The 25,421-nt window shown below is 39.0% G+C and carries 29 protein-coding genes; 2 read left to right on the top strand and 27 right to left on the bottom strand.

Annotation, left to right across the window (positions count from 1 at the left end; genetic code table 11):
- Position 1 precedes the first annotated feature (1 nt).
- The 10 genes from EKM69_RS03505 to EKM69_RS03460 all read right to left on the bottom strand — a co-directional run bounded on the left by EKM69_RS03505 (position 2) and on the right by EKM69_RS03460 (position 8,924).
- Complete coding sequence (locus tag EKM69_RS03505) at positions 2-1,708, bottom strand: proline--tRNA ligase (RefSeq protein WP_125708188.1); 1,707 nt, start codon at positions 1,706-1,708, stop codon at positions 2-4.
- 15 nt (positions 1,709-1,723) lie between these two features.
- On the bottom strand, positions 1,724-2,995 hold the full coding sequence (gene rseP / locus EKM69_RS03500) for an RIP metalloprotease RseP (protein WP_125708186.1): 1,272 nt from the start codon (positions 2,993-2,995) through the stop codon (positions 1,724-1,726).
- Between the two features lie 19 nt (positions 2,996-3,014).
- Entirely contained in the window at positions 3,015-3,809 is a 795-nt protein-coding gene (locus EKM69_RS03495) for a phosphatidate cytidylyltransferase (protein WP_125708184.1), read from the bottom strand.
- 14 nt (positions 3,810-3,823) lie between these two features.
- Positions 3,824-4,567 carry an isoprenyl transferase gene (locus EKM69_RS03490; protein WP_125708182.1) on the bottom strand — a complete coding sequence of 248 codons (744 nt, stop codon included), beginning with the start codon at positions 4,565-4,567 and terminating at the stop codon, positions 3,824-3,826.
- Positions 4,568-4,587: 20 nt separating this feature from the next.
- Positions 4,588-5,148, bottom strand: coding sequence for a ribosome recycling factor (gene frr, locus EKM69_RS03485; RefSeq protein WP_125708180.1), 561 nt, complete (start codon positions 5,146-5,148; stop codon positions 4,588-4,590).
- The gene (gene pyrH, locus EKM69_RS03480; RefSeq protein WP_125708178.1) at positions 5,149-5,877 is read right to left on the bottom strand and encodes a UMP kinase; all 729 of its coding nucleotides are present in this window, start codon (positions 5,875-5,877) and stop codon (positions 5,149-5,151) included.
- A gap of 191 nt (positions 5,878-6,068) precedes the next feature.
- Positions 6,069-6,947, bottom strand: coding sequence for a translation elongation factor Ts (tsf, locus tag EKM69_RS03475; protein WP_125708176.1), 879 nt, complete (start codon positions 6,945-6,947; stop codon positions 6,069-6,071).
- Between the two features lie 52 nt (positions 6,948-6,999).
- Positions 7,000-7,794: a 30S ribosomal protein S2 gene (rpsB, locus tag EKM69_RS03470; RefSeq protein WP_125708174.1), complete on the bottom strand. Its 795-nt coding sequence runs from the start codon at positions 7,792-7,794 to the stop codon at positions 7,000-7,002.
- 139 nt (positions 7,795-7,933) lie between these two features.
- A complete protein-coding gene (locus EKM69_RS03465) occupies positions 7,934-8,209 on the bottom strand; it encodes a GIY-YIG nuclease family protein (RefSeq protein WP_125708172.1) in 276 nt (91 codons plus the stop codon).
- Positions 8,202-8,924, bottom strand: a complete 723-nt coding sequence (locus tag EKM69_RS03460) for a tRNA1(Val) (adenine(37)-N6)-methyltransferase (protein WP_125708170.1) — start codon at positions 8,922-8,924, stop codon at positions 8,202-8,204. Before EKM69_RS03460 ends, EKM69_RS03465 begins: the two co-directional genes overlap by 8 nt.
- A 44-nt stretch (positions 8,925-8,968) precedes the next feature.
- On the opposite strand from EKM69_RS03460, the gene EKM69_RS03455 reads away from it, so the two are divergent.
- Complete coding sequence (locus EKM69_RS03455; protein WP_125708168.1) at positions 8,969-9,610, top strand: lysophospholipid acyltransferase family protein; 642 nt, start codon at positions 8,969-8,971, stop codon at positions 9,608-9,610.
- A gap of 586 nt (positions 9,611-10,196) precedes the next feature.
- On the opposite strand, the gene purD is transcribed toward EKM69_RS03455, so the two are convergent.
- The 13 genes from purD to EKM69_RS03390 all read right to left on the bottom strand — a co-directional run bounded on the left by purD (position 10,197) and on the right by EKM69_RS03390 (position 22,269).
- A complete protein-coding gene (purD, locus tag EKM69_RS03450) occupies positions 10,197-11,459 on the bottom strand; it encodes a phosphoribosylamine--glycine ligase (protein WP_125708166.1) in 1,263 nt (420 codons plus the stop codon).
- A 14-nt stretch (positions 11,460-11,473) separates the two neighbouring features.
- Complete coding sequence (gene purH, locus EKM69_RS03445) at positions 11,474-13,021, bottom strand: bifunctional phosphoribosylaminoimidazolecarboxamide formyltransferase/IMP cyclohydrolase (RefSeq protein WP_125708164.1); 1,548 nt, start codon at positions 13,019-13,021, stop codon at positions 11,474-11,476.
- A gap of 17 nt (positions 13,022-13,038) precedes the next feature.
- A complete protein-coding gene (gene purN / locus EKM69_RS03440; RefSeq protein ID WP_125708162.1) occupies positions 13,039-13,602 on the bottom strand; it encodes a phosphoribosylglycinamide formyltransferase in 564 nt (187 codons plus the stop codon).
- Positions 13,599-14,633, bottom strand: a complete 1,035-nt coding sequence (gene purM, locus EKM69_RS03435) for a phosphoribosylformylglycinamidine cyclo-ligase (RefSeq protein WP_125708160.1) — start codon at positions 14,631-14,633, stop codon at positions 13,599-13,601. Before purM ends, purN begins: the two co-directional genes overlap by 4 nt.
- A gap of 13 nt (positions 14,634-14,646) precedes the next feature.
- Positions 14,647-16,065 carry an amidophosphoribosyltransferase gene (gene purF / locus EKM69_RS03430; protein ID WP_125708158.1) on the bottom strand — a complete coding sequence of 473 codons (1,419 nt, stop codon included), beginning with the start codon at positions 16,063-16,065 and terminating at the stop codon, positions 14,647-14,649.
- Positions 16,050-18,263, bottom strand: a complete 2,214-nt coding sequence (purL, locus tag EKM69_RS03425; RefSeq protein ID WP_125708156.1) for a phosphoribosylformylglycinamidine synthase subunit PurL — start codon at positions 18,261-18,263, stop codon at positions 16,050-16,052. Before purL ends, purF begins: the two co-directional genes overlap by 16 nt.
- Complete coding sequence (purQ, locus tag EKM69_RS03420) at positions 18,264-18,941, bottom strand: phosphoribosylformylglycinamidine synthase subunit PurQ (protein ID WP_125708154.1); 678 nt, start codon at positions 18,939-18,941, stop codon at positions 18,264-18,266.
- Positions 18,941-19,195 (bottom strand): phosphoribosylformylglycinamidine synthase subunit PurS, encoded by a 255-nt coding sequence (purS, locus tag EKM69_RS03415; protein ID WP_125708152.1) that lies wholly within the window; start codon positions 19,193-19,195, stop codon positions 18,941-18,943. The genes purQ and purS overlap by 1 nt, the downstream gene beginning before the upstream one ends.
- On the bottom strand, positions 19,195-19,902 hold the full coding sequence (purC, locus tag EKM69_RS03410) for a phosphoribosylaminoimidazolesuccinocarboxamide synthase (protein ID WP_125708150.1): 708 nt from the start codon (positions 19,900-19,902) through the stop codon (positions 19,195-19,197). The genes purS and purC overlap by 1 nt, the downstream gene beginning before the upstream one ends.
- 8 nt (positions 19,903-19,910) lie before the next feature.
- Positions 19,911-21,041: a 5-(carboxyamino)imidazole ribonucleotide synthase gene (purK, locus tag EKM69_RS03405; RefSeq protein WP_125708148.1), complete on the bottom strand. Its 1,131-nt coding sequence runs from the start codon at positions 21,039-21,041 to the stop codon at positions 19,911-19,913.
- Positions 21,034-21,519 (bottom strand): 5-(carboxyamino)imidazole ribonucleotide mutase, encoded by a 486-nt coding sequence (purE, locus tag EKM69_RS03400; protein WP_125708145.1) that lies wholly within the window; start codon positions 21,517-21,519, stop codon positions 21,034-21,036. Before purE ends, purK begins: the two co-directional genes overlap by 8 nt.
- A 225-nt stretch (positions 21,520-21,744) precedes the next feature.
- Positions 21,745-21,966, bottom strand: coding sequence for a YneF family protein (locus EKM69_RS03395; protein WP_125708143.1), 222 nt, complete (start codon positions 21,964-21,966; stop codon positions 21,745-21,747).
- A gap of 60 nt (positions 21,967-22,026) precedes the next feature.
- Positions 22,027-22,269 (bottom strand): DUF896 domain-containing protein, encoded by a 243-nt coding sequence (locus EKM69_RS03390; protein WP_125708141.1) that lies wholly within the window; start codon positions 22,267-22,269, stop codon positions 22,027-22,029.
- Positions 22,270-22,357: 88 nt separating this feature from the next.
- On the opposite strand from EKM69_RS03390, the gene lexA reads away from it, so the two are divergent.
- Entirely contained in the window at positions 22,358-22,981 is a 624-nt protein-coding gene (gene lexA / locus EKM69_RS03385; RefSeq protein ID WP_125708139.1) for a transcriptional repressor LexA, read from the top strand.
- 154 nt (positions 22,982-23,135) lie between these two features.
- Here lexA and rplS read toward each other — a convergent pair whose 3' ends face one another.
- From rplS to rpsP, 4 genes are all read right to left on the bottom strand, one after another.
- Positions 23,136-23,489 carry a 50S ribosomal protein L19 gene (gene rplS / locus EKM69_RS03380; RefSeq protein ID WP_125708137.1) on the bottom strand — a complete coding sequence of 118 codons (354 nt, stop codon included), beginning with the start codon at positions 23,487-23,489 and terminating at the stop codon, positions 23,136-23,138.
- Between the two features lie 115 nt (positions 23,490-23,604).
- A complete protein-coding gene (trmD, locus tag EKM69_RS03375; RefSeq protein WP_125708135.1) occupies positions 23,605-24,333 on the bottom strand; it encodes a tRNA (guanosine(37)-N1)-methyltransferase TrmD in 729 nt (242 codons plus the stop codon).
- Complete coding sequence (rimM, locus tag EKM69_RS03370) at positions 24,333-24,848, bottom strand: ribosome maturation factor RimM (RefSeq protein WP_125708133.1); 516 nt, start codon at positions 24,846-24,848, stop codon at positions 24,333-24,335. The genes trmD and rimM overlap by 1 nt, the downstream gene beginning before the upstream one ends.
- Positions 24,849-24,914: 66 nt before the next feature.
- A complete protein-coding gene (gene rpsP / locus EKM69_RS03365) occupies positions 24,915-25,187 on the bottom strand; it encodes a 30S ribosomal protein S16 (protein WP_125708131.1) in 273 nt (90 codons plus the stop codon).
- Positions 25,188-25,421 lie beyond the last annotated feature (234 nt).

Raw genomic sequence — 25,421 nt, 5'->3', positions numbered from 1 at the left:
ATTACTGATTCTTAAGCAAAATTTTTACCGAATTAACTAATTCGTCTTTGTTGACTTCAATCGTCTCACCAGTCTTACGTAACTTCAGTTCAACGATTGAATCTACTGCTTTCTTACCCACAGTAATTCTAATTGGGAATCCCATTAAGTCGGAATCAGCAAACTTAACTCCGGCACGTTCATTTCGATCATCTAATAAGACATCGAATCCTTCATCTTGAAGTAATTGAACTACCTCGTCGCTAAGCTTGTGTTGATCATCATTGCTATATTTAATCGGTACAACATGAACTTGAAATGGACTTAGTTTAGCAGGCCAAACTATGCCGTTTTCATCATTGTGTTGTTCAATTATAGCAGAAAGCAATCGTGAAATTCCAATACCATAACTTCCCATTAATAATGGTTTAGATTTGCCATCTTCATCGATGAAATTGGCTCCTAATGAGTTAGAAAATCTCGTTCCTAACTTAAAAATGTGACCAATTTCAATACCCTTAGTGAATTCTAAATGACCGTGTCCATCAGGAGATACTTCCCCTTCTTTAACGACACGAACATCATTAAATTCAACAGGACCTTCAACGACATCTTCAAAATTAGCGTTGATCAAATGCTTATCATCTTTGTTTGCACCTATCACAAAGTTATCTAAACCTTCCAGAGAGCTATCGAAAATGACTTTGACATCATCTGCGATCCCATATGGTGAAATAAATCCTGGAGCACTTCCGAAGACCTTTCTCACCTCATCTGGAGTTGCCTCTTCAACCAAATTAACGTTCAAAACATTTCGTAGCTTAATACTATTAACTTGATAATCACCACGGATCATGACTAAGACTGGTTGTTCGTCAGCCATGACGGCGACAGCTTTCATTATCTTGTTAGGTTCGATCTGCAAAAATTTAGCTAAGGCATCAATCGTATGTGCATCCGGAGTTGAAACTTCTTCCATTGGCAAATGTTTCTCCGAGGGAACTTGTTCGATCTTACTAGTAGCCATTTCCAAGTTAGCCGAATAATTACTATCATCTGAAAAAACAATTGTATCCTCACCGATGCCGGCGACAACTGAAAATTCTTTTGAATCAGTTCCACCCATCGGACCAGCATTTCCAATTATCGTCCGATAATCTAGCTTACATGCATCGAAAATATTCTTGTATGCTGTCTCCATTTGATTAAAGATGACATCCGTCTGTTCTGCATTTGCAGCAAATGAATAAGCATCCTTCATATAAAATTCGCGACAACGAAGCAGTCCATATCTAGGACGATCTTCGTCACGATATTTAGGTTGTAGTTCATACAAGACCATTGGTAATTTCTTGTAACTATTTAGCTGTTCTTTAATTACACTAGTAAAAGTTTCTTCATGGGTCGGTCCCAAAATGAATTCTCGATCATGTCTATCTTCAAACTTAAACAAATTTTCACCGTAAGTTTTAAAGCGGCCGCTTTCTTTCCACAAATCCGCCGGTATCAAAGCTGGCATCATCATTTCAACGGCATCGATTTTTTTCATCTCTTTACGGATGATGTTTTCGATCTTTAAAATAACATCCCAAGCTAACGGCAAAAGTGCGTATGCACCTGCGGAAACTTGTCTGATATAACCAGCACGTAGCATCAGTTGATGGCTAACGGCCTCAGCATCAGAAGGTATTTGTTTTAAAGTTGGAATGTACATTCGAGATTGTTTCATTTTCGGTAGTACCCCCTATTTAATAAAGAATCTTTGAATATCGTTCCAAGTAACTGCAACCATTAATAATACTAAAATCCCCACGCCAATCAGCGAAATTACAGTTTCGTATTCTTCTGGAATTGGCTTACGTCTGATTGCTTCAACTATATTCATCACGATTTTTCCACCATCAAGGGCTGGAATAGGAATCAAGTTTACGATCCCTAAGTTAAGTGACAACATAGCCATAAATTGAATTACATATACGATCCCCAGTGATGAAGCTTGTGACGTCATTGAGTAAATACCAACGGGACCAGCCAGCTGGTTAATATTAAATCCTCCAGTCAGCATCTTCCCTAATTGAGTAAAGATTGCTTGAGTAGTTTGGAAACTAGAAGTGAATCCATATTTCAATTTAGCAGCGACCGAATTATCTAACTGTGCTGCTACACCGATCATACCGTAGGTTTGACCACTACTCTTGACTGATTTAGGAACAACACTGACTTCCTTAGTCTTGTCACCATGTTTCACAGTTAAAGTAGTTTTCTTGCCAGGACGAGCTTGGATTGCTGTGATCAATTCTGTCCAATTATCCGTCTTTTTACCATTAACAGCGGTAATTGTATCGTTTTGCTTCAAACCAGCTTTTTGAGCCACACTATTGTGTTGGATCTCTCCCAGTTGGTTAGTATTAGTCAAAACACCGCCACTCATCATAAATGCGGCGAGTATCGAAAGAACGATTGCTAAAACGAAGTTATTAAAAGGTCCAGCAAAATTTGTGATCATTCGTTTCCAAACGGAAACTGATTGAAGTTGAACGTCACGAGGGGCAATTTGCACCTCGGTACCATCTTCTTCAACGATAGTTGCATCGTGATCGACCTCAAAGCGTTTCGTTTCAGACTCGTCGCCATTTTCATAACCTTCGATGAACAAATCATCTACTAAGTCAGCTTTTGATATCTGAACTGGTACACCATTAGCGTCGTAAACTTTGCTGGAAATAATGATTTTAGTCACTTTTCGATTATCGTCTATGACTAAAGAAGACATAGTACCAGGCTTGATCTCGGAGTCATCATCTTGTGACCCGGCCATTCTGACATAGCCACCAAGTGGTAAAAGTCTCAATGTATAAGTTGTACTATTTTTGCGGTAAGCAACGATTTTAGGGCCCATTCCGACCGAAAACTCGCGCACTAAAATTCCTGACTTTTTGGCAGCGATGTAATGTCCAAATTCATGAACGATCACCAGAATACCAAAAACAATTATAAATGTTATTATCGCGGTCATTTTAACCTCCACGAAGCGATTAGACTAAACCAAATATGTGTAACATTGGTAAAACAATTAACATGCTATCGAATCTATCCAAAATACCACCGTGGCCTGGCAAAATGTTACCTGAGTCTTTGACTTTATAAAATCGTTTGTAAGCCGATTCTATTAAATCACCAATTTGACCAAAGATCGAAAGAACGAATGCAATCATGAGCATATCGATCATTGGATATTTTTGAGGGACAAAAATCATGTAGATCCCTGAAAAAATAAGAGCACAAATTATTCCGGCAATTGTACCTTCCCAGGTTTTGTTAGGGCTAATTGCAGGCCATAACTTGTGTTTACCGATTTTTCTACCAAATGTATAGGCAAAAATATCAGTTGACCAAACGACGATCAATGCAAATAACAAAAGACCTAAACCGGCTCTGGAGTTTCGAACTGATGCCAAATAATGAAAACCAATTCCGACATACACCATGGTGATGGCAGAAATGGCAGCATCTTCAAAGTTAAATTTATTCTTAGTAAAGACGGTTACCATCAATAGCAAGACGACGAAGATATACAAAATATCTAAGCGACTGAATCCGGTTGGCATCCAACCTTTGTAGAAATTCAACGGGACTGCTAATGCTAAGGTACCCAAAATAGTAATAATGAAGTCGATTGACACTATTATACGCTTACGCATAATATAAATCTCAAAAACACCTACCATTGCCAATGCAGCTGCAGCGACCTCAAGCCAAATGCCACCAGCTAAAAGGATCGGTATAAAAATTGCTAGTGCAATGACAGCAGTAATTACACGTTGTTTCATAATTTTCCCCCAAATTAAACAGTACCGAATCGACGGTCCCTGTCATTGAAAATCTTAATATCATTGACCAAATCATCAGATGTGAAATCTGGCCAGTATGCATCATCAAATACCATTTCAGTATACGCCATTTGCCACAATAAGAAGTTAGAAATCCGCTCTTCTCCACTAGTTCTGATCAAAAGATCTGGATCAGCGTAATCACCTAAAATGTTAGTAAATAATTCATCGGAAAAAGCTTTTTCATCGATTTGATCAGGTGTGATCTCACCTGCCAGGGCTTTCTCAGCAATTATTTTAGTCGCATTTAAAATTTCGGCACGACCTCCATAATTAAAGGCGAAGTTCAAGATCATTCCGGTATTATCCTTGGTGTCTTCCATCGCTTTATCGACGACTCTTTTCGTCTTTGCGGGCAGATCGTCTTTAAAACCGGTAATAACGACACGGATATTCTCTTTGATCAAATCAGGCATGAAAACTGAGAAAAAGTCGACTGGCAGTTTCATTAAGAAATTGACTTCAGTACTAGGTCTCTTCCAGTTCTCTGTCGAAAATGCATATAAACTTAACACTTTTACGCCCAAATTGCTTGCGGTAGTGGCGATTCGTTTAACGTTGTTCATGCCTTCTTTATGACCAGCTATCCGTGGTTGTCCACTACGCTTAGCCCAACGACCATTACCATCCATGATGATGGCAATATGATTTGGCACTCGCAAATTCTTATTTTGCCCATCAATTTTATTTTCTGTCATAACACGATCGTTCTGAAGGACTATCCTTCAGTGATTTCCTTTTCTTTGGCTTCTGCTAACTTGTTGATGTTTTCAACAGCTTTATCTGTAACCTTTTGAATTTGATCTTCAATGTCGTGGAATGCGTCTTCAGTAATATCACTATTCTTGAGTTGTTTCTTAATTGAATCCATTCCTTCACGACGGACGTTTCTGACAGCAACACGTGCATCTTCAGCTTCTTTACCCACTTGCTTAGCGATTTCTTTTCTACGTTCACCAGTAAGTTGTGGGATAACCAAGCGAATTACATCACCATCATTAGCTGGGTTTAAGCCCAAGTCTGATGAGTTGATGGCGTGTTCGATAGCATCAAGTGCTGTCTTATCATAAGGTGAGATCAGGAGCACACGTGCTTCCGGAATGTTGATTGAAGCAACTTGATTCAATGGTACTAAAGTTCCGTAATATTCAACCTTTACGTTGTTCAGAATTGAAGCATTTGCCTTACCTGCACGAATGTTAGCCAATTCACGGTTTAATACTTCAATAGAGCTGTTCATTTTTTCTTTTGATGTTGTAATCGCAATATTTTCAGCCATTTATTTTGTACCACCCTTTATGATTGTTCCAATATTTTCACCTTGAACGACTTTTCTGATGTTCTCGGCTTTGTTCAAGTTAAAGACGATCAATGGAATATTGTTGTCCATTGATAATGATGAAGCAGTTGAATCCATTACACCTAAGTTCTTGTTAATAATATCAAGTTGTGACAATTCATCGTATTTCTTAGCTTCTGGGTCCTTCTTAGGATCAGCAGAATAAACACCGTCAACGTTGTTCTTAGCCATTAAAATAACGTCGGCTTCGATTTCAGCTGCACGTAATACAGCAGTTGTATCAGTTGAGAAGTAAGGATTACCTGTACCACCGGCAAAAATGACTACACGTCCCTTTTCGAGGTGTCTAACAGCTCTTCTTCTAATGTATGGTTCAGCGACTTGGCGCATTTCAATTGATGTTTGAACACGTGTAGGTACGTCTAGTTGTTCCAAACCATCTTGAAGAGCAAGTCCGTTCATAACAGTAGCCATCATACCCATGTAATCAGCTTGAGCACGATCCATTCCCATTTCAGCACCAGTTTCACCACGCCAGATGTTTCCGCCACCACAGACGATGGCAATTTCAACACCTAATTCATGGATACTCTTGATTTGTTCTGAAACTTGCTTGATAACAGGTGGGTTGATCCCGAATCCTTTTTCACCGGCTAATGCTTCTCCAGAAACCTTTAAAATAACTCGATTATATTTAATGTCAGGCATAAGTGCACTCCTTTAATTTTACTATTTAATATTTTAACATACTAGATTATTTAAGTTTACCAACCGTATATTTTACATTAATTTTAGAGCGGATTAAAGCATATTTCACGTTATATCCTAATAAATCACGATAAAACAAAAGGGATCGCTCAATTCTATCGAATTAAGCGATCCCCTCCATAACAAAATGATTATTTCATTTGGTTTTTAACTTCTTCAGCGAAGTCTTCTTGTTTCTTTTCAATACCTTCTCCGACTTCGAAGCGTACGTAATCAACAAGTTTTGAGTTTTTTGATTCAACAAATTGTTGAACTGTCATGTCAGAATCTTTAACAAATTCTTGATCTGCTAAACTGATTTCTGAAAGGAACTTGTTAACACGTCCTTCAACGATACGAGGAATGATCTTTTCAGGTTTACCTTCAGCCTTTGTTTCTTCTGTGAAGACTTCCTTTTCATGTTCAAGAACATCACTAGGAACGTGGTCACGGTCGATGTAACGTGGGTTGATAGCTGCAACGTGCATAGCAACGTCTTTAGCAGCTTCTTCGTCTGAACCATCAAGAATTGTAACAGCAGCAATCAAGCCACCGTTGTGTAGGTATGAACCAAATACTTGTGAGTCAGTCTTGTCGAGCACTTTGAAACGTCTCAAAGTGATCTTTTCACCAATAACGGCTGTAAGACCTGTAACAGCATCTTGAATTGTACCTTCTGATACTTTAAGAGCTAATGCTTCGTCCATATCTTTTGGTTCGTTTTCAACGATAGCCTTACCGATCTCATTTACGAGAGCTTTGAACTTGTCGTTTGATGAAACGAAGTCTGTTTCTGAGTTAACCTCAATAACAGCAGCTTTGTTTCCTGAAATTTCGATGTGAGCTAAACCTTCAGCAGCAATACGGTCACCCTTCTTAGCAGCTTTGGCAATACCCTTTTCACGAAGTTCATCGATAGCTTTTTGCATATCTCCGTCAGCAGATACTAAAGCTTTCTTAGCATCCATCATACCGACACTTGTCTTATCACGTAATTCTTTAACTTGAGCAGCAGTAATTTTCGCAGCCATTAATAATCCTCCAGTCAGAAAGAAAGTCATCTTCGCAGATGACTCATCTTAATTATTTATTTTCGTTATCACTCTTATTATCATCGTTTTCGGCAACATTTTCAATGGATTCTGCTTGATCAGCTGAACCTTCTTTAGCAAAGTCGTCAGTTGTAACTGAATCTTCACCTTGGTTACCTTCAACAATGGCATCAGCCATCTTAGAAACAATCAAACGAACGGCACGGATAGCATCGTCGTTTGATGGGATAATAACGTCGATTGGATCTGGATCTGTGTTTGTATCAACCATTGCAACGATAGGAATATTTAATTTCTTAGCTTCGTTAACGGCAATGTTTTCTTTATGTGGATCAACGATGAACATTACATCAGGAATTCTTGGCATATCTTCGATACCACCAAGGAATTTTTCAAGTTTAGCTTGTTGTTTTTCAAGCAATGAAACTTCCTTCTTAGGTAGACGTTCGAATGTGCCGTCTTCTGACATAGCTTTGATTTCTTTTAATCTCTTGATACGTTTTTGGATTGTGTTCCAGTTTGTCAATGTACCACCTAACCAACGATGGTTAACGTAGTATTGACCAGCACGTGTAGCTTCTTCAGCAATAGCATCTTGAGCTTGTTTCTTTGTACCAACAAACAAGAAGACACCGTCATCACCGGCAACTGCTTTCATATAGTTGTAAGCATCGTCGATCATGCGTACTGTTTTTTGAAGATCAATGATATAAATACCATTTCTTTGTGTAAAGATGAAAGGCTTCATCTTAGGGTTCCAACGTCTTGTTTGGTGACCGAAGTGCACACCAGCTTCAAGAAGTTGTTTCATTGAAATAACTGACATAAAAATTTCCTCCTGGTTTTTCCTCCACTTAAGTCTTCTTCATCCAAGACGGTTTACCGCACCTTTGGACAAATCATTAAGTGTGTGTATTTTCAATACAAGCTAATATTATAGAGTAAAAAAGAGTTGAAATCAAGCGCTAATTCCAACTTATTCCGTTACTTTTTAACAATTTTTCCTTTTGATAACGCGACAATTTTTTGATGGCAGCTTCGCGTTTTAGAGCAGCAGATTTATCGGTTAATTTTTCTTGGTACAACAATTTAACTGGTCGTCTGACTTTGGTGTATTTAGCACCCTTCCCCTTATTGTGGGTCTGAACTCGCTTTTTGACATCGTTTGAGGTCCCCGTATAAAAAGTTCCATCGGCACACAACAACATATATACAAAATATCCCGCTTCTGAATCACTCATTTAAAATCTCTTTAGCCTCCTGCGTTAAAACATTACCATCATACATCACTAAATCAGGCAAGACTATTAATGATGCAGATTTATGTGTCTTAATGCTATCAACTAAAACGAGATTGGCATTATTCTCTGAATGACTCCTGACAAAACGAACTTTCTTTGGTTGCAATTGATTGTTGCGCATTGAGGTGAAGAGATCGACTAAACGATCAGGACGATAAACCATGAACAAATGACTATTTTCCTTCAATAAAATCATCGCCTGATGTAAGATCTCATCAATATTAGTTTTCAACTCATGTCGGGCAATTGCGAGAACGGGGCGGTCTTTGATCTTAGTTTGATCTGATTTCAAAAAATATGGTGGATTGCAAACTATGGTATCGATCGAGTCGTGGTCTAAATGTTGCAAAACATTTTTAACATCATCATTGATCGATTCTACTTGATCTTCCAAGTGATTCTCAACAATGCTAGTCTGTGCTAAGTCTGCCAATTGCTTTTGAAGCTCCACTAAGTAAATTTGCCCGGAAGTTTTCGCCGCTAATGTCAATCCTATCGCACCATTTCCCGAACAAAGGTCAACTATTTTACCTTTTTTTGCTGGATTTGCGAAGTTGTATAGTAAAATGGTATCCAGATTGAATGAATACAGGTCTTTATCCTGATTTATTACGATCCCGCTTTTTGCTATAATATCCTTTGATATTTTAGTCATTACTACCTACCTTTATATTCCTATCATTTGGAGGAAATTTGGAAATGTTTTATAAATTTATTCGACAAGTTGCCCGTTTCGTGGTCTTCGTCGTCAACGGTCGCTTCAAGATTGTTGGAAAAGAAAATTTACCAGACAAGCCTTACATTATCGTAGCTCCCCATCGTACTTGGTGGGAACCGATTTTTTTCGCCTTAGCTATTAAGCCTCGTGAAGCAACATTTATGGCTAAAATAGAATTGTTTAAAAATCCGATCTTACGATTCATCCTCGTTCACTCACATGCTTTTCCAGTTGACCGGAAGCACCCAGGGCCATCTGTTATTAAAACACCTGTGAAGGCTTTAAAGCAAAAAGGACAAGTCTTGATCATGTTCCCTTCTGGTACGAGATATTCCGAAGAGTTACGTGGTGGCGCTTCATTGATTGCTAAGCTTTCAAAGGCTCCTTTGGTTCCGATGGTTTATCAAGGTCCTTTGAAGTTTTCTGATTTGTTGAAGCATAAGCAAGTTACTATTGGTGTTGGGAAAGAAATTGATTTTAATTTTAAAGCAAAACTTGATGATGAACAAACTAAAAAAGTTAATGATGATATGGAAGAGGCTTGGAAGATGGTTGATAATGAGATTGATCCTGATTTTAAGTATATTCCTGATCCTAATAAGAAAGAGTTTGATAATAGTTAAGTTGGTTGAGAGATCGGGGTTCCGATCTCTTTTTTTGTCTTGAGGTGAGAGGAATGAAGCTGATAGTGGCGTTTTTTTGGGGTTGTTGTTTGTGATTTTTGGTGGTTTTTGGATGGGGTAGTATTTTGTTCGGTGGTTAACTGCCGACTCCGGGGACCGGGGATACAGCCGCTGGCTTCCTTGGTTGTTCGGTGGCGAAGCCACCACCAAGAACCAGTTGCGCAAGTGCGTCAGCACTTACGGTCCATTCTTTCACCACTGAGGGCTGTATCCCCGGTCCCCTCCGTCTAGATAGTACAATCATCCCCCCCTGTGTGGGTGGTGACCGAATTTTTTTGATCAAGTTAGCATTTTTTGCGCGTCCTATGATTTTCGGTCTATCTCAGTTTCTATTTTTTCTGGTAAGTTCTTAAGTGCATGGTTAAGGGCATTTTAGTAAAAGATTCTTTTGCCTCGTGCTGTGGGACGCACTCTCGCGGCCGACTACTTAGAGTCGCTGTATTTTCTTTTCATTATCATCCGTTTCCATGATTTGTGACGCAAAAAGCGCTCCTGAGGGTTTCTTTCCTCCGGAGCGCTTTATTTTTTAATATGCGTTTTTTCCTATGTCTCTTCTGAAGAAGACGTTGGTTTGATCTACGGTATCTAGGTAGCTGTAGATTTTATCCTGAGCATTTTGTAATGTGTTGGCGTGTGTTTTTACTACGTATAGTCTTCCGCCGTTGGTTACTAGTTCGTTGTTTGATTCGCTTACTCCTGCGAAATTGATTTTTAGTTGTTGATTTTGAAACTGTGACTTTGGTCCGATGGTTTTTCCTATTATTGGTTCTGTTGGGTAGCCTTTGCTGGCTACGAAGACTCCTAAGTCTACTCCTTGGTCTTTCCAAGTTATGTCGTCGATATCTTCATTGTTTAGTAATCCTAGGATTACTTTTGATAGGTCTGACTTTAATCTTGGTAGGACTACTTCGGTTTCTGGATCCCCGAATCTTACATTGAACTCGATTACTTTGATGCCGTCTTTTGTTAGGATCAAGCCGGCATATAGTACTCCTGTGTAGTTTACACCGTATTTATTCATTGCCTTGACGAATGGTTTTAGGACGTCTTTATAGGATTGATACACTACGTCACAGTCGATGTTTTGGACGGGGCAGATTGCTCCCATTCCGCCTGTGTTTAGTCCTTTGTCGCCATCATATGCTCGTTTGTAGTCTTGAGCTATTGGCATTGGGTAGAAGCTTTCGCCATTGACGAAAGCCATTAATGAGAATTCTTCACCGTCTAAGTATTCTTCGATGATTACTTTATCTGTTTTGAATTTGTGGTCTGTCAGCAATTGATTCAAGACGTCGATTGCTTCGCCCATGTCTTTGATGATGAAGACGCCTTTTCCGCTGGCTAAACCGTTCGCCTTGATTACGATCGGAAATTGATCTTTAGTTTCCACATATTCTAGGGCTTGTCCTAGATCCGTGAACTCTTCGTAAAAAGCCGTCGGAACGTTGGCTTTTTTCATTAAGTCTTTGGCGAAGGTTTTGGATCCTTCAATTAAGGCAGCTTCTTTGTTGGGTCCGAAGATCTTTAAATCACGATCTTGGAAATAGTCGACGATTCCTTCGACTAGTGGTTGTTCAGGTCCGACTATTGTGTAGACGATGTCGTTTTCGATGGCAAAATTAGCCAATTTTTCAAATTCTAATTCACCGATCCCGACTGTTTGGACTCCAAAAAGTCTCATCCCTGCATTACCGGGTGCGCAAAATACGTCATTGTAACGATCAGACTTACGTAAAGATTGGCAAATGGCATCTTCTCTTGCGCCAGAGCCAACAACTAATATTTTCATTTTGTCCTCCTGGATTAGTGCTTGAAATGTCTTCTGCCTGTGCAGACCATAGCGATTCCATATTTGTTTGCCATATCGATGGAGTCTTGATCATGGATCGATCCACCTGGTTGGATGATAGCTGTAATACCGTGTTCAGCAGCGAATTGGACACAGTCATCCATTGGGAAGAATGCATCTGAACCCATTACGAACGGTTTCTTGATATTGTCATTTTCTTCTGCTTCTTCAATGGCAATCTTAGCTGAACCGATACGATTCATTTGACCTGCACCAATTCCTAGCGTCATATCAGTTGTTGTTACAGTAATGGCATTACTCTTAACGTGTTTAACTACTTTTTGGGCAAACAAGAGAGCTTTCTTTTCTTCTTCAGTAGGTTGTTTTTCAGTTACTACTTCAAAATCATCGAGACTGTCAACGACAGTATCTCTTTCTTGGATCAACATACCACCGAGAACAGAAGTATATTCATATTTATCAGCTTGTTTAGCTTTTGAGAAATCTAGTGTCATTAGACGAATGTTTTTCTTTGATTCGAGAATTTCTAATGCCTTATCAGTGAAACTTGGTGCGATCACGATTTCGAGGAAGATCTTGTGCATTTCTTCAGCGATTTTCTCGTCTACTTCACGGTTGACCACGATGATTCCACCGAAGATGGAAATCTTGTCGGCAGCGTATGCCTTTTGCCAAGCAGAGTAAATATCGTTGTCATCGATTCCGATACCACAAGGATTCATATGCTTCAATGCTACGACACAAGGTTCTTCAAAGTCAGAAACGATCTTAATAGCTGCATCAGCGTCACGAATGTTGTTGTATGAAAGTTCCTTACCGTGTAATTGCTTAGCTGAAGCAATTGAGTAATCTGTAGCCATTGAGTTCTTATAAAAAGCAGCTTGTTGATGTGAGTTTTCACCATAACGTAATGATTGCTTGAATTCTAATGGGATAGTTTTTGTTTCTGGGAATTCGATGTTAGCGATGTTAGTTAGGTAATTTGAGATGATGCCATCATATTCAGCTGTATGACGGAATGCCTTAGCTGCCAATTTTTGTCTGAAAGCTACTGGGTCAACAGATTCATTGTTGATCTCGTCTAAGACTGATGCATAGTCATCTTTATCGACAACCACATACACACTTTCGAAGTTCTTTGAAGCTGAACGAAGCATTGAAGGACCACCAATATCGATTTGTTCGATAGCATCTGGTAATTCAACGTTTTCTTTTGAAATAGTCTCTTTAAATGGATACAAGTTGACACATACTAGATCAATTGTATTGATGTTTAGTTCTTTCAAGGTATTCATGTGCTCTGGATTTGATCTCTTAGCTAATAATCCTGCGTGAACTTTTGGATGAAGTGTTTTTAAACGTCCATCAAGAATTTCTGGAAATCCGGTGACTTCATCGATCTCAGTTACTTTCAAGCCAGCTTCTTCCAATTTCTTGTAAGTTCCACCAGTTGAAATAATTGAATATCCTGCAGTAATTAGTCCTTGTGCAAATTCTACGATTCCAGTTTTATCTGAAACACTGATCAGAGCATTTTTCATTTTATGACCCACCTGTTTTATTTTTTTAATAATTCAAGTACTACTTCTGGATAAATCTGATGTTCTTTGTCGTGTACTCTTGCTTCAAGAGTATCGACCGTATCATCATCGTATATCGGAACGGATTTTTGACGAATGATCGGTCCGGTATCGACTCCTTCATCGATGTAATGGATGGTGACACCTGTTTCCTTTTCATGCGCATCAAAAGCTCTTTGAATTGAATCTAACCCTGAATATTTCGGTAATTTGGAAGGATGAATGTTGATGATCCTACCAGCATATTTCGAAAGCAATGTCGTCGTTACTACTTTCATATAGCCGGCCAATAAGATGTATTCGATCTGCAACGGCTCCAACTTATCGATGATTGCTTGTTCATATAAATGCCGATCCGGATAATCTTTGAGACTGTTAACAAAGACTGGTACGTTCCTTTGTTCTGCTTTTGCAATGACAGCCGCCTTTGGTTGATCACAAACTAATAGTTCGATCTCAAGACCAGCGTCTTTGAGTGCTTGATTATCAGCTAAGGCTTCAAAATTAGTTCCATTACCTGAGGCAAAAATTGCTACTCTCATAGGCCACCTCCTGATAACACGACTGCTTTTTCTTTCCGTTCGGCAACATTACCGATCAAAAATGCTTGATGTTGTTCTTGATTTAATTGACTTAATACCTCATCAGCATCCTTAGCATCAACAGCTAAAATCATCCCTAGACCCATGTTGAATATGTTGAACATGTCCGAAGTCTTGATCTTGCCATATTTTTGAACAACATCGAAAATATCGTGTCGTTTCCAACTGTCAATATTGATCTCGGCTGCCAAATCATCTGGTAACATTCGAGGAATGTTTTCGTCGAAACCACCACCAGTAATGTGAGCGATACCGTGAACTAGCTTTTGTTCCAATAAAGGCACGATTTCTTTGGTATAAATTCTAGTTGGTTCTAGCAACACATCACCCAAATTACTCATTGGCATTTCAGGCAAATGTGTCACGTAATTAAAATCGTTGTCTTTGAAAAAGATCTTTCGAATTAAAGAAAAGCCATTAGAGTGTAAACCGCTTGAGCTGATCCCGATCAATTGATCGCCAGCCTTGACATTTTCCTTAGTCAAAATATTTTCTTTTTCAACGATCCCAACAGCGAAACCAGCTAAGTCGTAATCATTGCCGTGATACATATCAGGCATTTCGGCCGTTTCTCCACCAACGAGATCAACTTGACCGATCTCACACCCCTTTAAAATACCCTTCAATACTTCTTTGATCTTGCCATCGACTTTACCAGTGGCCAAATAATCTAAGAAATATTCAGGTTTGGCACCTTGAGCGAGCAAATCATTCACACACATTGCGATACAGTCGATGCCGACTGTGTCGTATTTTTTACCGGCGATAGAGATCAGTAACTTAGTACCAACACCATCGTTGCTAGAGATCAAGACTGGGTGCTTGTAGCCAGCCGGAATCTCATACATCCCACCAAAATTACCAATGTTTGCGAAATTGGCATGTTTTTTCGCAAGATTCTTCTTTACAAAGCCGGAAATTTCATAACCGGAATTGACATTTACTCCGGCTTCTTCATAAGGATTTCCCATGAAATTCTCCTTTTTAAAAATCTTCTGTCAGATTCTTTTCATAATCGTAAAGTGGAGTTGGATAATCGCCATTGAAGTATGACAGATCCAATCCGTTGTATGGAGCATCATATTTTAGGCCGATTGCTTCGATCAAACCGTCTTCACTTAAAAATTCGAGTGAATCAGCGCCAAATTGGACCCGCATTTCTTCGGTCGACATGTGAGCGGCAATCAATTCTTTACGATCTTGGATATCTATGCCGTAAAAACTTGGATATTTGAATTGCGGTGAAGCAATTCTCAGATGAACTTCTTTAGCGCCGGCATCCTTGAGAAGTTTGACGATGAAGGCACAGATAGTTCCACGGACGATAGAATCATCAACTAAGACTACTCGCTTACCATCGACAACACCTTTTACAGCGGCCAATTTTTGACGAACGGCTTTTTCACGCAATTCTTGACTAGGCTGAATAAATTCTCGACCCATGTATTGATTTTTGATCAATCCCATTTCATACGGTAAACAGCTGCCTTCTGCATAACCACTGGCTGCAGAAAGCGATGAATTAGGGACACCAACAACGATATCGGCCTCTGCTGGTTTTTCACGAGCTAAAATCTTACCCATGTGCTTACGTGCAGTGTGAACATTGACACCTAAAATATTAGAATCAGGACGAGCAAAGTAAATATATTCCATTGAACAAATTGCCATCGTCGTGTCGTCTGTCCAAGAATCTACTGTTAGTCCTTCATCGTTAATGATCGTTAGTTCACCTGGTTTAACATCACGAACAAACGTTGCTTCAACGGCATCTAATGCACAAGTTTCGCTGGCCACGACGTATCCACCATCTGGTAATTTACCGATTGAAAGTGGACGGAATCCATGTGAGTCCAAGGCTAAGATCAATGAATCTTCCGTCAACATCAAGTAAGCAAAGCCCCCCTTGATCTGGCGAAGTGACTCTTTGATACGGTCAATTTGCGTAGGTTGTTGTGAATGACGGATCAAATGGACTAAAACTTCGGAATCAGAACTCGATTTAAAAATATCACCTTTTTGTTCTAATTCTTTTTTCAAGGTGAAGGCATTAGTCAAATTACCATTATGAGCAAGCGCAAATTGTTGGTCTGTAAAATCAAACAATAATGGTTGGACGTTTTCGATCTTGTTCCCACCAGCGGTCGAATAGCGAACGTGACCAATTGCTGAGGTACCAGTTAGAGAATTCAATAGTGAAGGCTTATAAAAAACTTGTGTCAGCAATCCTAAATTACGGTAGCAGTTTAATTTTCCGTTATCGTTTGTAACGATACCTGCACCTTCTTGTCCACGGTGTTGCAAACTGTGTAAACCTAAATACGTTAAATAATTTGCGTTATCTGATCCCCAAACTCCGAATACACCACATTCTTCGTTTAATCCCTTTATTTCATTAAGCAAGGTATGGCCTCTTTCCAATTCTTCAATGCTTCGTTCAAATCAACGTTGGCATCAGAATTACTTGTTGTTAGTCGTAATGTTTGTTCGTTAGAAACTGTACCTAAAAACTCAATGTCATCGTTAAATAATTTTTCGAAGGCTGCTTTTTGATCGGCTTTGACACTTACCAAAAATCTACCTGTCGTTTCGGAAAAGATTTCTTCAGAAGTTAAACTAGTTTTTACTTCGAATCCTAGTTGATTTTCAAAAGCTGCTTCAGCTAGTGCAACTGCTAAACCACCTTCAGAAACGTCGTGACAACTAGCGATCAATCCGGCTTGGATGGCTTGTAAAATTTGCTTCTGATTAGCTTTAATTTGTGCTAAATCAATCTCGTTCAAGCTACCCTTAACATCACCAGTTTGCATCAATTGGATCTCAGAACCGTTGTAATCATTCTTAGTAGTTCCTACTAAGTAGATCGCATCCCCATCGTTCTTGAATCCTTGTGTAGTTACATCGTCAAGATCTTTAGTCAAGCCAACCATGCCGATCATTGGACTTGGATAAATGGCTTCATCGTTGAATTCGTTATAAAGTGAAACATTACCGGAAATGACTGGTAGTTCTAATGTTTCACAAACAGATGCCATTCCTTCAACACTGCGGTTGAATTCCCAAAATACTTCAGGCTTTTCTGGATTACCGTAGTTTAGACAGTCAGTGATCCCAACTGGTTCTGAACCTGAGGCAATCAAGTTGGCTGAAGCTTCGATGATCGCAATTTGTCCACCAACGTATGGATCAACGTAAACTAGTTTAGAATTACCATCGTTTGTCATTGCTAACGCTTTTCTAGTACCACGGACACGGACCACAGTGGCATCGCTTCCTGGCTTAACTACTGTGTTAGCTTTGATCTGTGAGTCATAAGTTTGATAAAAATATTCCTTCGAAGCAATATTAGGTTGCTTCAATAATTCAAGCCAAGTCTTTGATAGTGAACTTACTTGAGGAACATATTGTTCTTGGTAATTTTCTGAAAGCAAGCGCTTCGGCGTTTGACCTTCATGAACGTATTCAGGAGAATCATCGACTAGACCAGCTACGGGAATATCTGTGACTAATTCACCGTGTTGGTAAATCTTATATTGTTTGTCAGCTGTAACTTTCCCAATCACTACGGCATCTAATCCCGCATCGTTAAAGAATTTGATGATCTCATCGCGGTATTGTGGCTTAGCACATAAAACCATTCGTTCTTGTGATTCAGAAAGCATGATCTCATATGGTGTCATGTTTGTTTCACGTTGCGGAACTTGATCTAACTCAAGAACTAAACCACTTTCAGCTTTAGAAGCCATTTCAGCAGTTGAAGAAACCAAACCAGCAGCTCCCATGTCTTGAATACCCATGATCCAGTCAGAATGTTCTTGGACCAATTCAATACATGCATCCATCAAGAGTTTTTCCATAAATGGATCCCCTACTTGAACGGCTGAACGTTGTGACTTGTTATCATCAGTAAATTCATCAGAGGCAAATGTTGCTCCGTGGATACCATCTCGACCAGTCTTAGCACCAACGTAGATGATCAAATTATTCTCACCTTTGGCTTTTCCATACTTAATATCAGAATTATTGATTAATCCGACACACATGGCATTAACGACTGGATTGTTTTTGTATCGTTCTTGGAAGGAAATTTCTCCACCAACAGTTGGGATACCGATACAGTTACCATAACCACCAATTCCGGCAACAATTTCGTTAGCTAAATACTTCGTATGTTCATCAGTTAAATTACCAAACTTCAAACTGTTCAACATAGCGATCGGTGTAGCACCCATTGAAAAAATATCACGGATGATACCACCAACACCTGTAGCTGCACCTTGATAAGGTTCAACGGCAGAAGGATGGTTGTGACTTTCTGCCTTGAAAACGACCGCTTGGTTATCATCGATATCGATGATACCAGCGTCTTCACCAGGACCTGCTAAAACGCGTTTTCCCTTATTAGGAAATTTACGAAGAACGTTTTTAGAATTCTTGTATGAACAATGTTCACTCCACATAACCGAAAAAAGTCCGGCTTCCGTGTAATTTGGCAAACGATGAAGAATCTTGTCGCAAATGATCTTGAATTCTGCTTCGCTTAATCCCCATGCCTTGTATAACTTTTGCTCATTTATCATTGTGGCTGTTGGTTCTGTCATCTATTGATTCACCCTATCCATATGATTTTTTAAAATTGATTGGAACATCTTCAAGCCGTCATCTGAACCGACTAATTTTTCAAGTGCACGTTCAGGATGTGGCATCATGCCGAGAACATTCTTTTCTTTGTTGGTGATTCCAGCAATGTAGTCCACACTACCGTTAATATCTGCTTGATATTTAAAAGCAATTTGGTCATTGTCTTTTAATTCTTTTAAAGTAGCTTCATCACAATAGTAGTTACCTTCACCGTGAGCGACAGGAATGTCGATCACTTGGTCTGCCTCATATTCTGAAGTGAATTGAGTTTGATTGTTCATCACTTGTAAAGGAACTGTTTCGCAAATAAAACGATTGTGATTGTTTTTGATCAATGCACCTGGTAACAAGCCAATTTCGGTTAAAATCTGGAATCCATTACAAATTCCTAAAACTGGTTTGCCTTCTGCAGCCATTTGTTTGATTGCAGGAATGATCGGAGCATGTCCAGCAATCGCACCACTACGCAAATAGTCTCCGTATGAAAATCCCCCAGGGATCAAAACGGCGTCAAATCCGTCTAAAGAAGTTTCTTGAAAATTAACTAGTTCGACTTCTTCCTTGATTCCATCTTTAATCGCGAAAAAAAGATCTTTATCACAGTTGGAACCTGGAAAAACAACTACAGCAAATTTCATTAGACTTCCTCCGACTCTACAAATTCATATCGATAAGTTTCCATGTTTGGATTAGCAAGAAGTTGATCACAAATTGTTTCAATATCTTCTTTGACAGTTGGAGAGTCGCCATCGACTGAGATTTCAAAATATTTACCCATTCTAATATCTTCAACATCATTGAATCCCATACCGTGAACGGCTTTTTTAACAGCTTCCCCTTGAGGATCTAGGATCGATTTCTTGTAGGTTACGTATACTTTTACTAAAGTCATTATTTAGCTCCTTCTAGTCTATTAAGTACCTTTTGGTATGTTTCTACTAAATCAGCTTGATTCTTTCTGAAAACGTCTTTGTCTAATGAAGTATGGGTATTGTGATCCCAAAGACGGCAGTTGTCTGGTGAAAATTCATCGATCAAGATGATTTCCCCATTTACACGTCCAAATTCGAGCTTAAAGTCAACTAGATCTAAGGAGTCTTGTGAGAATAGCTGGATCAATAATTGGTTGATCTTTCTCGTTTGATCTTTGATGTAATTTAATTCATCCTCAGTAGCAATTTCGAGTGAAGTGATCTGATTGTCATTAATGAACGGATCGTCTAGATCGTCACTCTTGTAATAAAATTCAATGATTGGTTCTGGTAGATTTTTTCCTTCTTCGAGAGCAAATTTCTTAGCAAAACTTCCAGAGATCTTGTTACGTAAGACTACTTCCACTGGAATTAATTCAGTTTTTAAAACCAGTTGTTCATGATCAGAAATATTCTTGACCAAATGAGTCTTGATCCCGTTAGCGATCAAATAATCAAATATATATGAAGAAATACGACAGTTAAGTTTTCCCTTACCTGGAATTTGTTCTTTTCTTTCGCCGTTGAACGCTGTTGCTTGATCTTTGTAGACCATTAATAATTCTGAATCATTGTCTGTGCTGAAAACATCTTTAGCTTTACCTGAATAAATTAGTTGCTCTGACATAATTTCTCCTATTCTTTTCTCCAGATGGGATCTTTATCGATTGCTTCTTTGGTTGCTTCAATTTCGTCGGTCAAAATAGTGATGTGACCCATTTTACGATCAGGTTTGGCTAGTCCTTTACCGTAATCGTGAAAATACCATTCAACGTGGTCTTGGATCTTCTTCTTAGCACGATAAATATGTTGTCCTAAGAGATTGACCATTAAAGCTGAACTGAAGAGTTTGACCTTTGGCATCGGCCAATTACAAACGCCTAAAATGTGTGTGTCGAATTGAGAGACGTTGCAGCTCTCAATCGTTAAATGTCCAGAATTGTGAGGACGTGGTGCAATTTCATTCACGAAAACTTCATGATCTGTGGAGATGAAAAATTCGATACACATGGTCCCGACTAAATGCAATTCTTTAGCGATTTGTTCGGCGACTTCCAAACACTTAGCTTGAGTTTCAGGTTTGATCATTGCCGGACAATTACTAATGTGTAAAATGTTTCGTTCATGTTCATTTTCGATCACCGGAAAGATCGATTGTTCACCATTCTTGTTACCGGAGATGACAACAGAAACTTCTTTATATAAGTCGATCTGTTTTTCCAAAATGCAGATGCCGCTTTCTAACAGCTCGTCGGCGAAGTCCTTGGAATAATTTTCATCTTCGATCCGAAGTTGACCTTTACCGTCATAACCACCTTCGACTGTTTTCAAAATAGCTGGCATGCCCATCTTTTCTAGTGAAGTTTTGAATTCAGCTTTTGACTGAATGATATGGTGTTCAACTACCGGAAAACCATGTTCTGCTAAAAAATTCTTTTCGCGGATCCGATTTTGGGTAACTACTAATGCACTAGTTCCTTGTGGTACATCAGTATATTGCTTAACGGTAGCGATAGCTTCAGCGTCAACGTTCTCAAACTCATAAGTCAAAACATCAACTTGCTTAGCTAACTTGATCAAAGCTGGTAAATCACTGTATTCAGCCACGATTTGTTCATCAGCTACTTGTGCTGCCGAGCAATTCGGTGTTGGATCTAATACTAAAACTTTGAAGCCTTTTTCTTTTGCAGAAGCGGCCATCATTTGACCTAACTGACCGCCACCGATAATTCCAATCGATTCTCCAGGCAAATGCAGTTTATCCAAGTTGCTTCCCACTTTCTATTGATTTATTTCTCATAGCTTCCGTGTATTTGGTCAAGGATTGTTGATAACTTGGATCATTCAAAGCGCAAATCTTGGTAGCTAATAATGCTGCGTTAGTAGCTCCTGCCTTGCCGATAGCCATGGTTGCTACAGGAACGCCTCCTGGCATTTGAACGATCGATAAGAGCGAATCCATTCCTTTTAATGCTCGTGATTCGACGGGAACACCGATTACCGGCAAAATAGTCGTTGCTGCCACCATTCCTGGCAAGTGGGCTGCTCCACCAGCACCAGCAATGATCACTTTGTATCCTTTTGCCGAAGCGGTCTTACCGAAATCGATCATCTCTTCTGGCATCCGATGTGCCGAGATGACGTGAACCGAGTAACTAACACCCAGTTCATCTAAAACATCAATTGAAGCTTGCATCGTCTTTAGGTCAGAAATCGACCCCATAATAACTGCTACGTCTTTCATAAGTCATCTTCTTCCTTTCAGCATGTATTAAGTCTACCAAGATTAATTTTTATTTTCAAGAAATTTACGTATGATATTACTAATTTATTCTAGAATGTTCGTTAATTGGATTTAATAAATTCATATTAAAAATATTATATATATTTAGTTCGGGTTTTAATAACATATTTAAGCGGATATAAAAAAATCCCGATACGATTTTACTCGTATCGGGAGATAAGAAAACTATTTATTTTTCTTTTGTTGTGCTTTCATTGATGCCATAACTTGATTAAGTTTCTTTTGTGAAGGCTTTTGCCCCATTTGAGACATCATTTGTTTGACCATGTCAGCACTAATTGGTGGATTATCTTGGAAGTACTTCTTCATATACCATCTGGCAATGAAAAAACCGATAACAACCCCAACTAGGATACCGATGATCGCAGCAATAATTATTGGCCACATACGCAATTCATCCTTTCCATACCCTAATAATATTACATTACTTGTAGATCAATTAAAAGGCTAATCGTCTCTCAAGCCTTTTTCTCGTTGAATTTTACGCACTTTTTCAGGTGTAACCTCATTACCCTTTTTGTCGAAGACCCGCATGTTTTCGATCTGAGTCTTAAAGCCAGCTCGGAAGTTCTCTAAGTACTCTTTTCTAAGGGCACGTTGTTGCTCTTCTTCTTCTTTGGTAATGGTACCTGCCTTAGCTTTATGAGCCAAGTCATTCAATTTTGCAATCAGTTTTTCTTGATCTGTCATATTCACACTCCAATAACCGAACACTTGTTTGAATTATACCATTGATTTTGATACAATCTATTTAAGATATTAACAATGAGGTGTTCTAATGTCAAAAAACGAAGGATCAAAACAAACACAAATCCTTGAATGCATCCATGATTATTTGGACGAACACGGATATCCACCTACAGTTCGTGAAATCTGTGAAGCAGTTGATCTTTCATCGACGTCAACCGTCCACGGCCATTTGTCTAGACTTGAGAAAAAAGGCTACATTCAACGAGACCCTACCAAACCTAGAGCTCTTGAATTAACTATCGCCGGTTTGAACTTAATTGGCATTAAACCTAAGGAAATTCCTATCATCGGTACTGTTGCTGCTGGTCAACCGATCACAGCTGAACAAGACTTCGATGGAACATTTCCACTTCCCCCTGACCTCTCTAGAGACTCAGGTGAATTATTCATGCTTAAGATCCACGGTGAAAGTATGATCAACATCGGTATTCTAGACGGTGACCAAGTGATCGTCCACGAACAAAATACCGCAAACAATGGTGAGATCGTAATTGCTATGACTGAAGAAATCGAAGCAACTTGTAAGAGATTTTACGCTGAAAATGGTCACTACCGTCTCCAACCAGAAAATGACACCATGGATCCGATCATTCTCGATAATGTTGAAATTGTCGGAAAAGTTGTTGGACTATACCGACCACAAATTTTTTAAACTATCCTGCCGCAAGCAATGCTTGCGGTTTTTTTATTCCTTCATTAAATAAAGTTAGGTTTAAATACCAAGCTGCTGGATAATTTTTATTTAGACACAAAAAAACGCGTACGTATTTTTAAAATACGTACACGTTCTATATGTGAATATCAAATTAGATATCACGACGACGTTCTTTGATACGTGCAGCTTTACCTGTACGGTCACGTAAGTAGTAAAGTTTACTACGACGTACTTTACCGTATCTAACAACATCAATCTTTTCAACACGAGGTGTGTTAAGTGGGAATGTTCTTTCAACACCAACACCACTTGACATCTTACGAACAGTATATGTAGCACTGATACCTGTACCGTGTCTCTTAATTACAACACCTTCGAATAACTGGATACGTTCACGTGAACCTTCAACAACCTTGGCGTGGACACGAACAGTGTCTCCGGCACGGAAGTCAGGAATGTCAGAACGAAGTTGTTCTTTTGTGATTTCTTCAATTAATGGTTTCATTAAACTTTTCTCCCTATCCGACACTCATGCATATCTTCATATAATACACAGCGGAACATCGTTGATTGTGTTTAAACACTTTTACTATATTACATTATTTGTAGCGGCTTGTAAACTACATTTCTGAACGGATTTCGTTCAAAAGCTTTTTCTCTTCATTAGACAACTCAATGGTTTCCAACAAGTCTGGACGTCTGATCAAGGTTTTCCGTAAAGCCTCTTTTAAGCGCCAAACACGGATCTTTTCGTGATTGCCACTAGTTAATACTTCAGGGACTTTTTTGCCACGGAAATCGGCAGGACGAGTATATTGTGGATACTCTAAAAGTCCGTGTGAGAATGATTCTTCTTCAGCTGAAAAATTATTCCCTAATACTCCTGGGACGAAGCGCATCGTTGCGTCGATCATACTCATAGTTGGTAATTCTCCACCAGTTAAAATATAATCTCCGATCGATACTTCGTCTGTCACTAAATCTTTGATCCTTTCGTCAAAACCCTCATAATGACCGCAGATAAAGACTAAATGATCCTCTTGAGCAAACGACTGAGCCATTTTAGTATCAAAAGTCTTGCCCGCTGGGTCTAGCAGGACAACTCTTTTTTTACTTGGCTTCTGGTCGTCCAAATAATTCATTGCATCATAGATCGGCTGAGCTTGTAATAACATACCGGCTCCCCCACCGTATGGTGCATCATCAACATGATTTTGTTTATCAGTAGTAAAATCTCGAAAATCGATCACATTTAAATCTAACAGACCTTTTTCCTGAGCCTTACCGATCACTGATTCATTAAGGGCATCAAACATTCTTGGAAAAATACTTAATACTGAAATATCCATTAATCTATCAGTCCATCTGGTATTTCAACTTCGATAACTTGATTATCAAGGTCGACTTTTTTAACTACACTTTTAATATAAGGAAGCAAAACTTCATCATATTTGGGCCCCTTAACTACCCAAACATCATTTGGTCCTAATTCCATGATCTCAGTAACTTTACCAATTTCACCCAACTGGTCATCGATTACTTTGAGACCGATTATTTGTCGATACAAAAACTCACCATCGGAAAGTTCGGGCGTGATTTCGTCAGTTGTGAACAATTCGTTGTTCTTATATTGTTCAACGTCGTTGATATTATCAAATCCTTTAAACTTCAACAAAGTAAAACTCTTGTGAGGTCGGGATGATTCAACGGTAACTTCTTTATTGCCGGCGTTGGTCTTAATGATCAACTCGGCTCCTGGTTTAAATCTTTCCTCGGGAAAATCTGTGATCGAAATCACTCGTACTTCGCCCTTAATTCCATGCGTATTGACGATCTTGCCAACACGGAAAAGTTTATCTGACATTTAATTCTCCATTTAAAAAGAAATAGGATCTGATAAAAGCAAGTTTTATCTGATCCCACATCTTAACTATTTTGAAAATTTGCTTTCGTGATACTTTTGCATCAAACCATGTTGCTTCAACAAGTTACGAACTGTATCTGAAGGTTGTGCACCTTTTTGTAACCAGTCCATGATCTTGTCATCTTCAAGCTTTAATTCTTCTGGTTGTGAAATTGGGTTGTAGTAACCAACTTGTTCGATGAAGCGGCCATCACGTGGTGAACGTGAATCTGCAACAACGATTCTATAGAAAGGTCTTAATTTACTACCCATGCGTTTCATTCTGATTTTAACTGACATTGTGTTTCCTCCTAAAATTCTTAACTTTGTTAGTATACACAAGAAAAGATGATGTGTAAAGTTTTTTTCTTTACAGATCATCTTTTTTTCGCAAATTGCAAGAACAAGTTAGCCACCCCGAAAAAATAAAAAAAGCTTAAGATCTATCAGGATCGGAGTGCCAGATTATTAGTAGCCGCAGGCCAGGGCGAATGCCTCCTGGGGTTTTTTGTATCCTAGTTGTTTCCTTGGTAG

It is taken from the genome of Companilactobacillus zhongbaensis (assembly GCF_003946515.1).
GTDB lineage: Bacteria > Bacillota > Bacilli > Lactobacillales > Lactobacillaceae > Companilactobacillus > Companilactobacillus zhongbaensis.
This window is presented reverse-complemented; position numbering and strand designations above follow the sequence as displayed.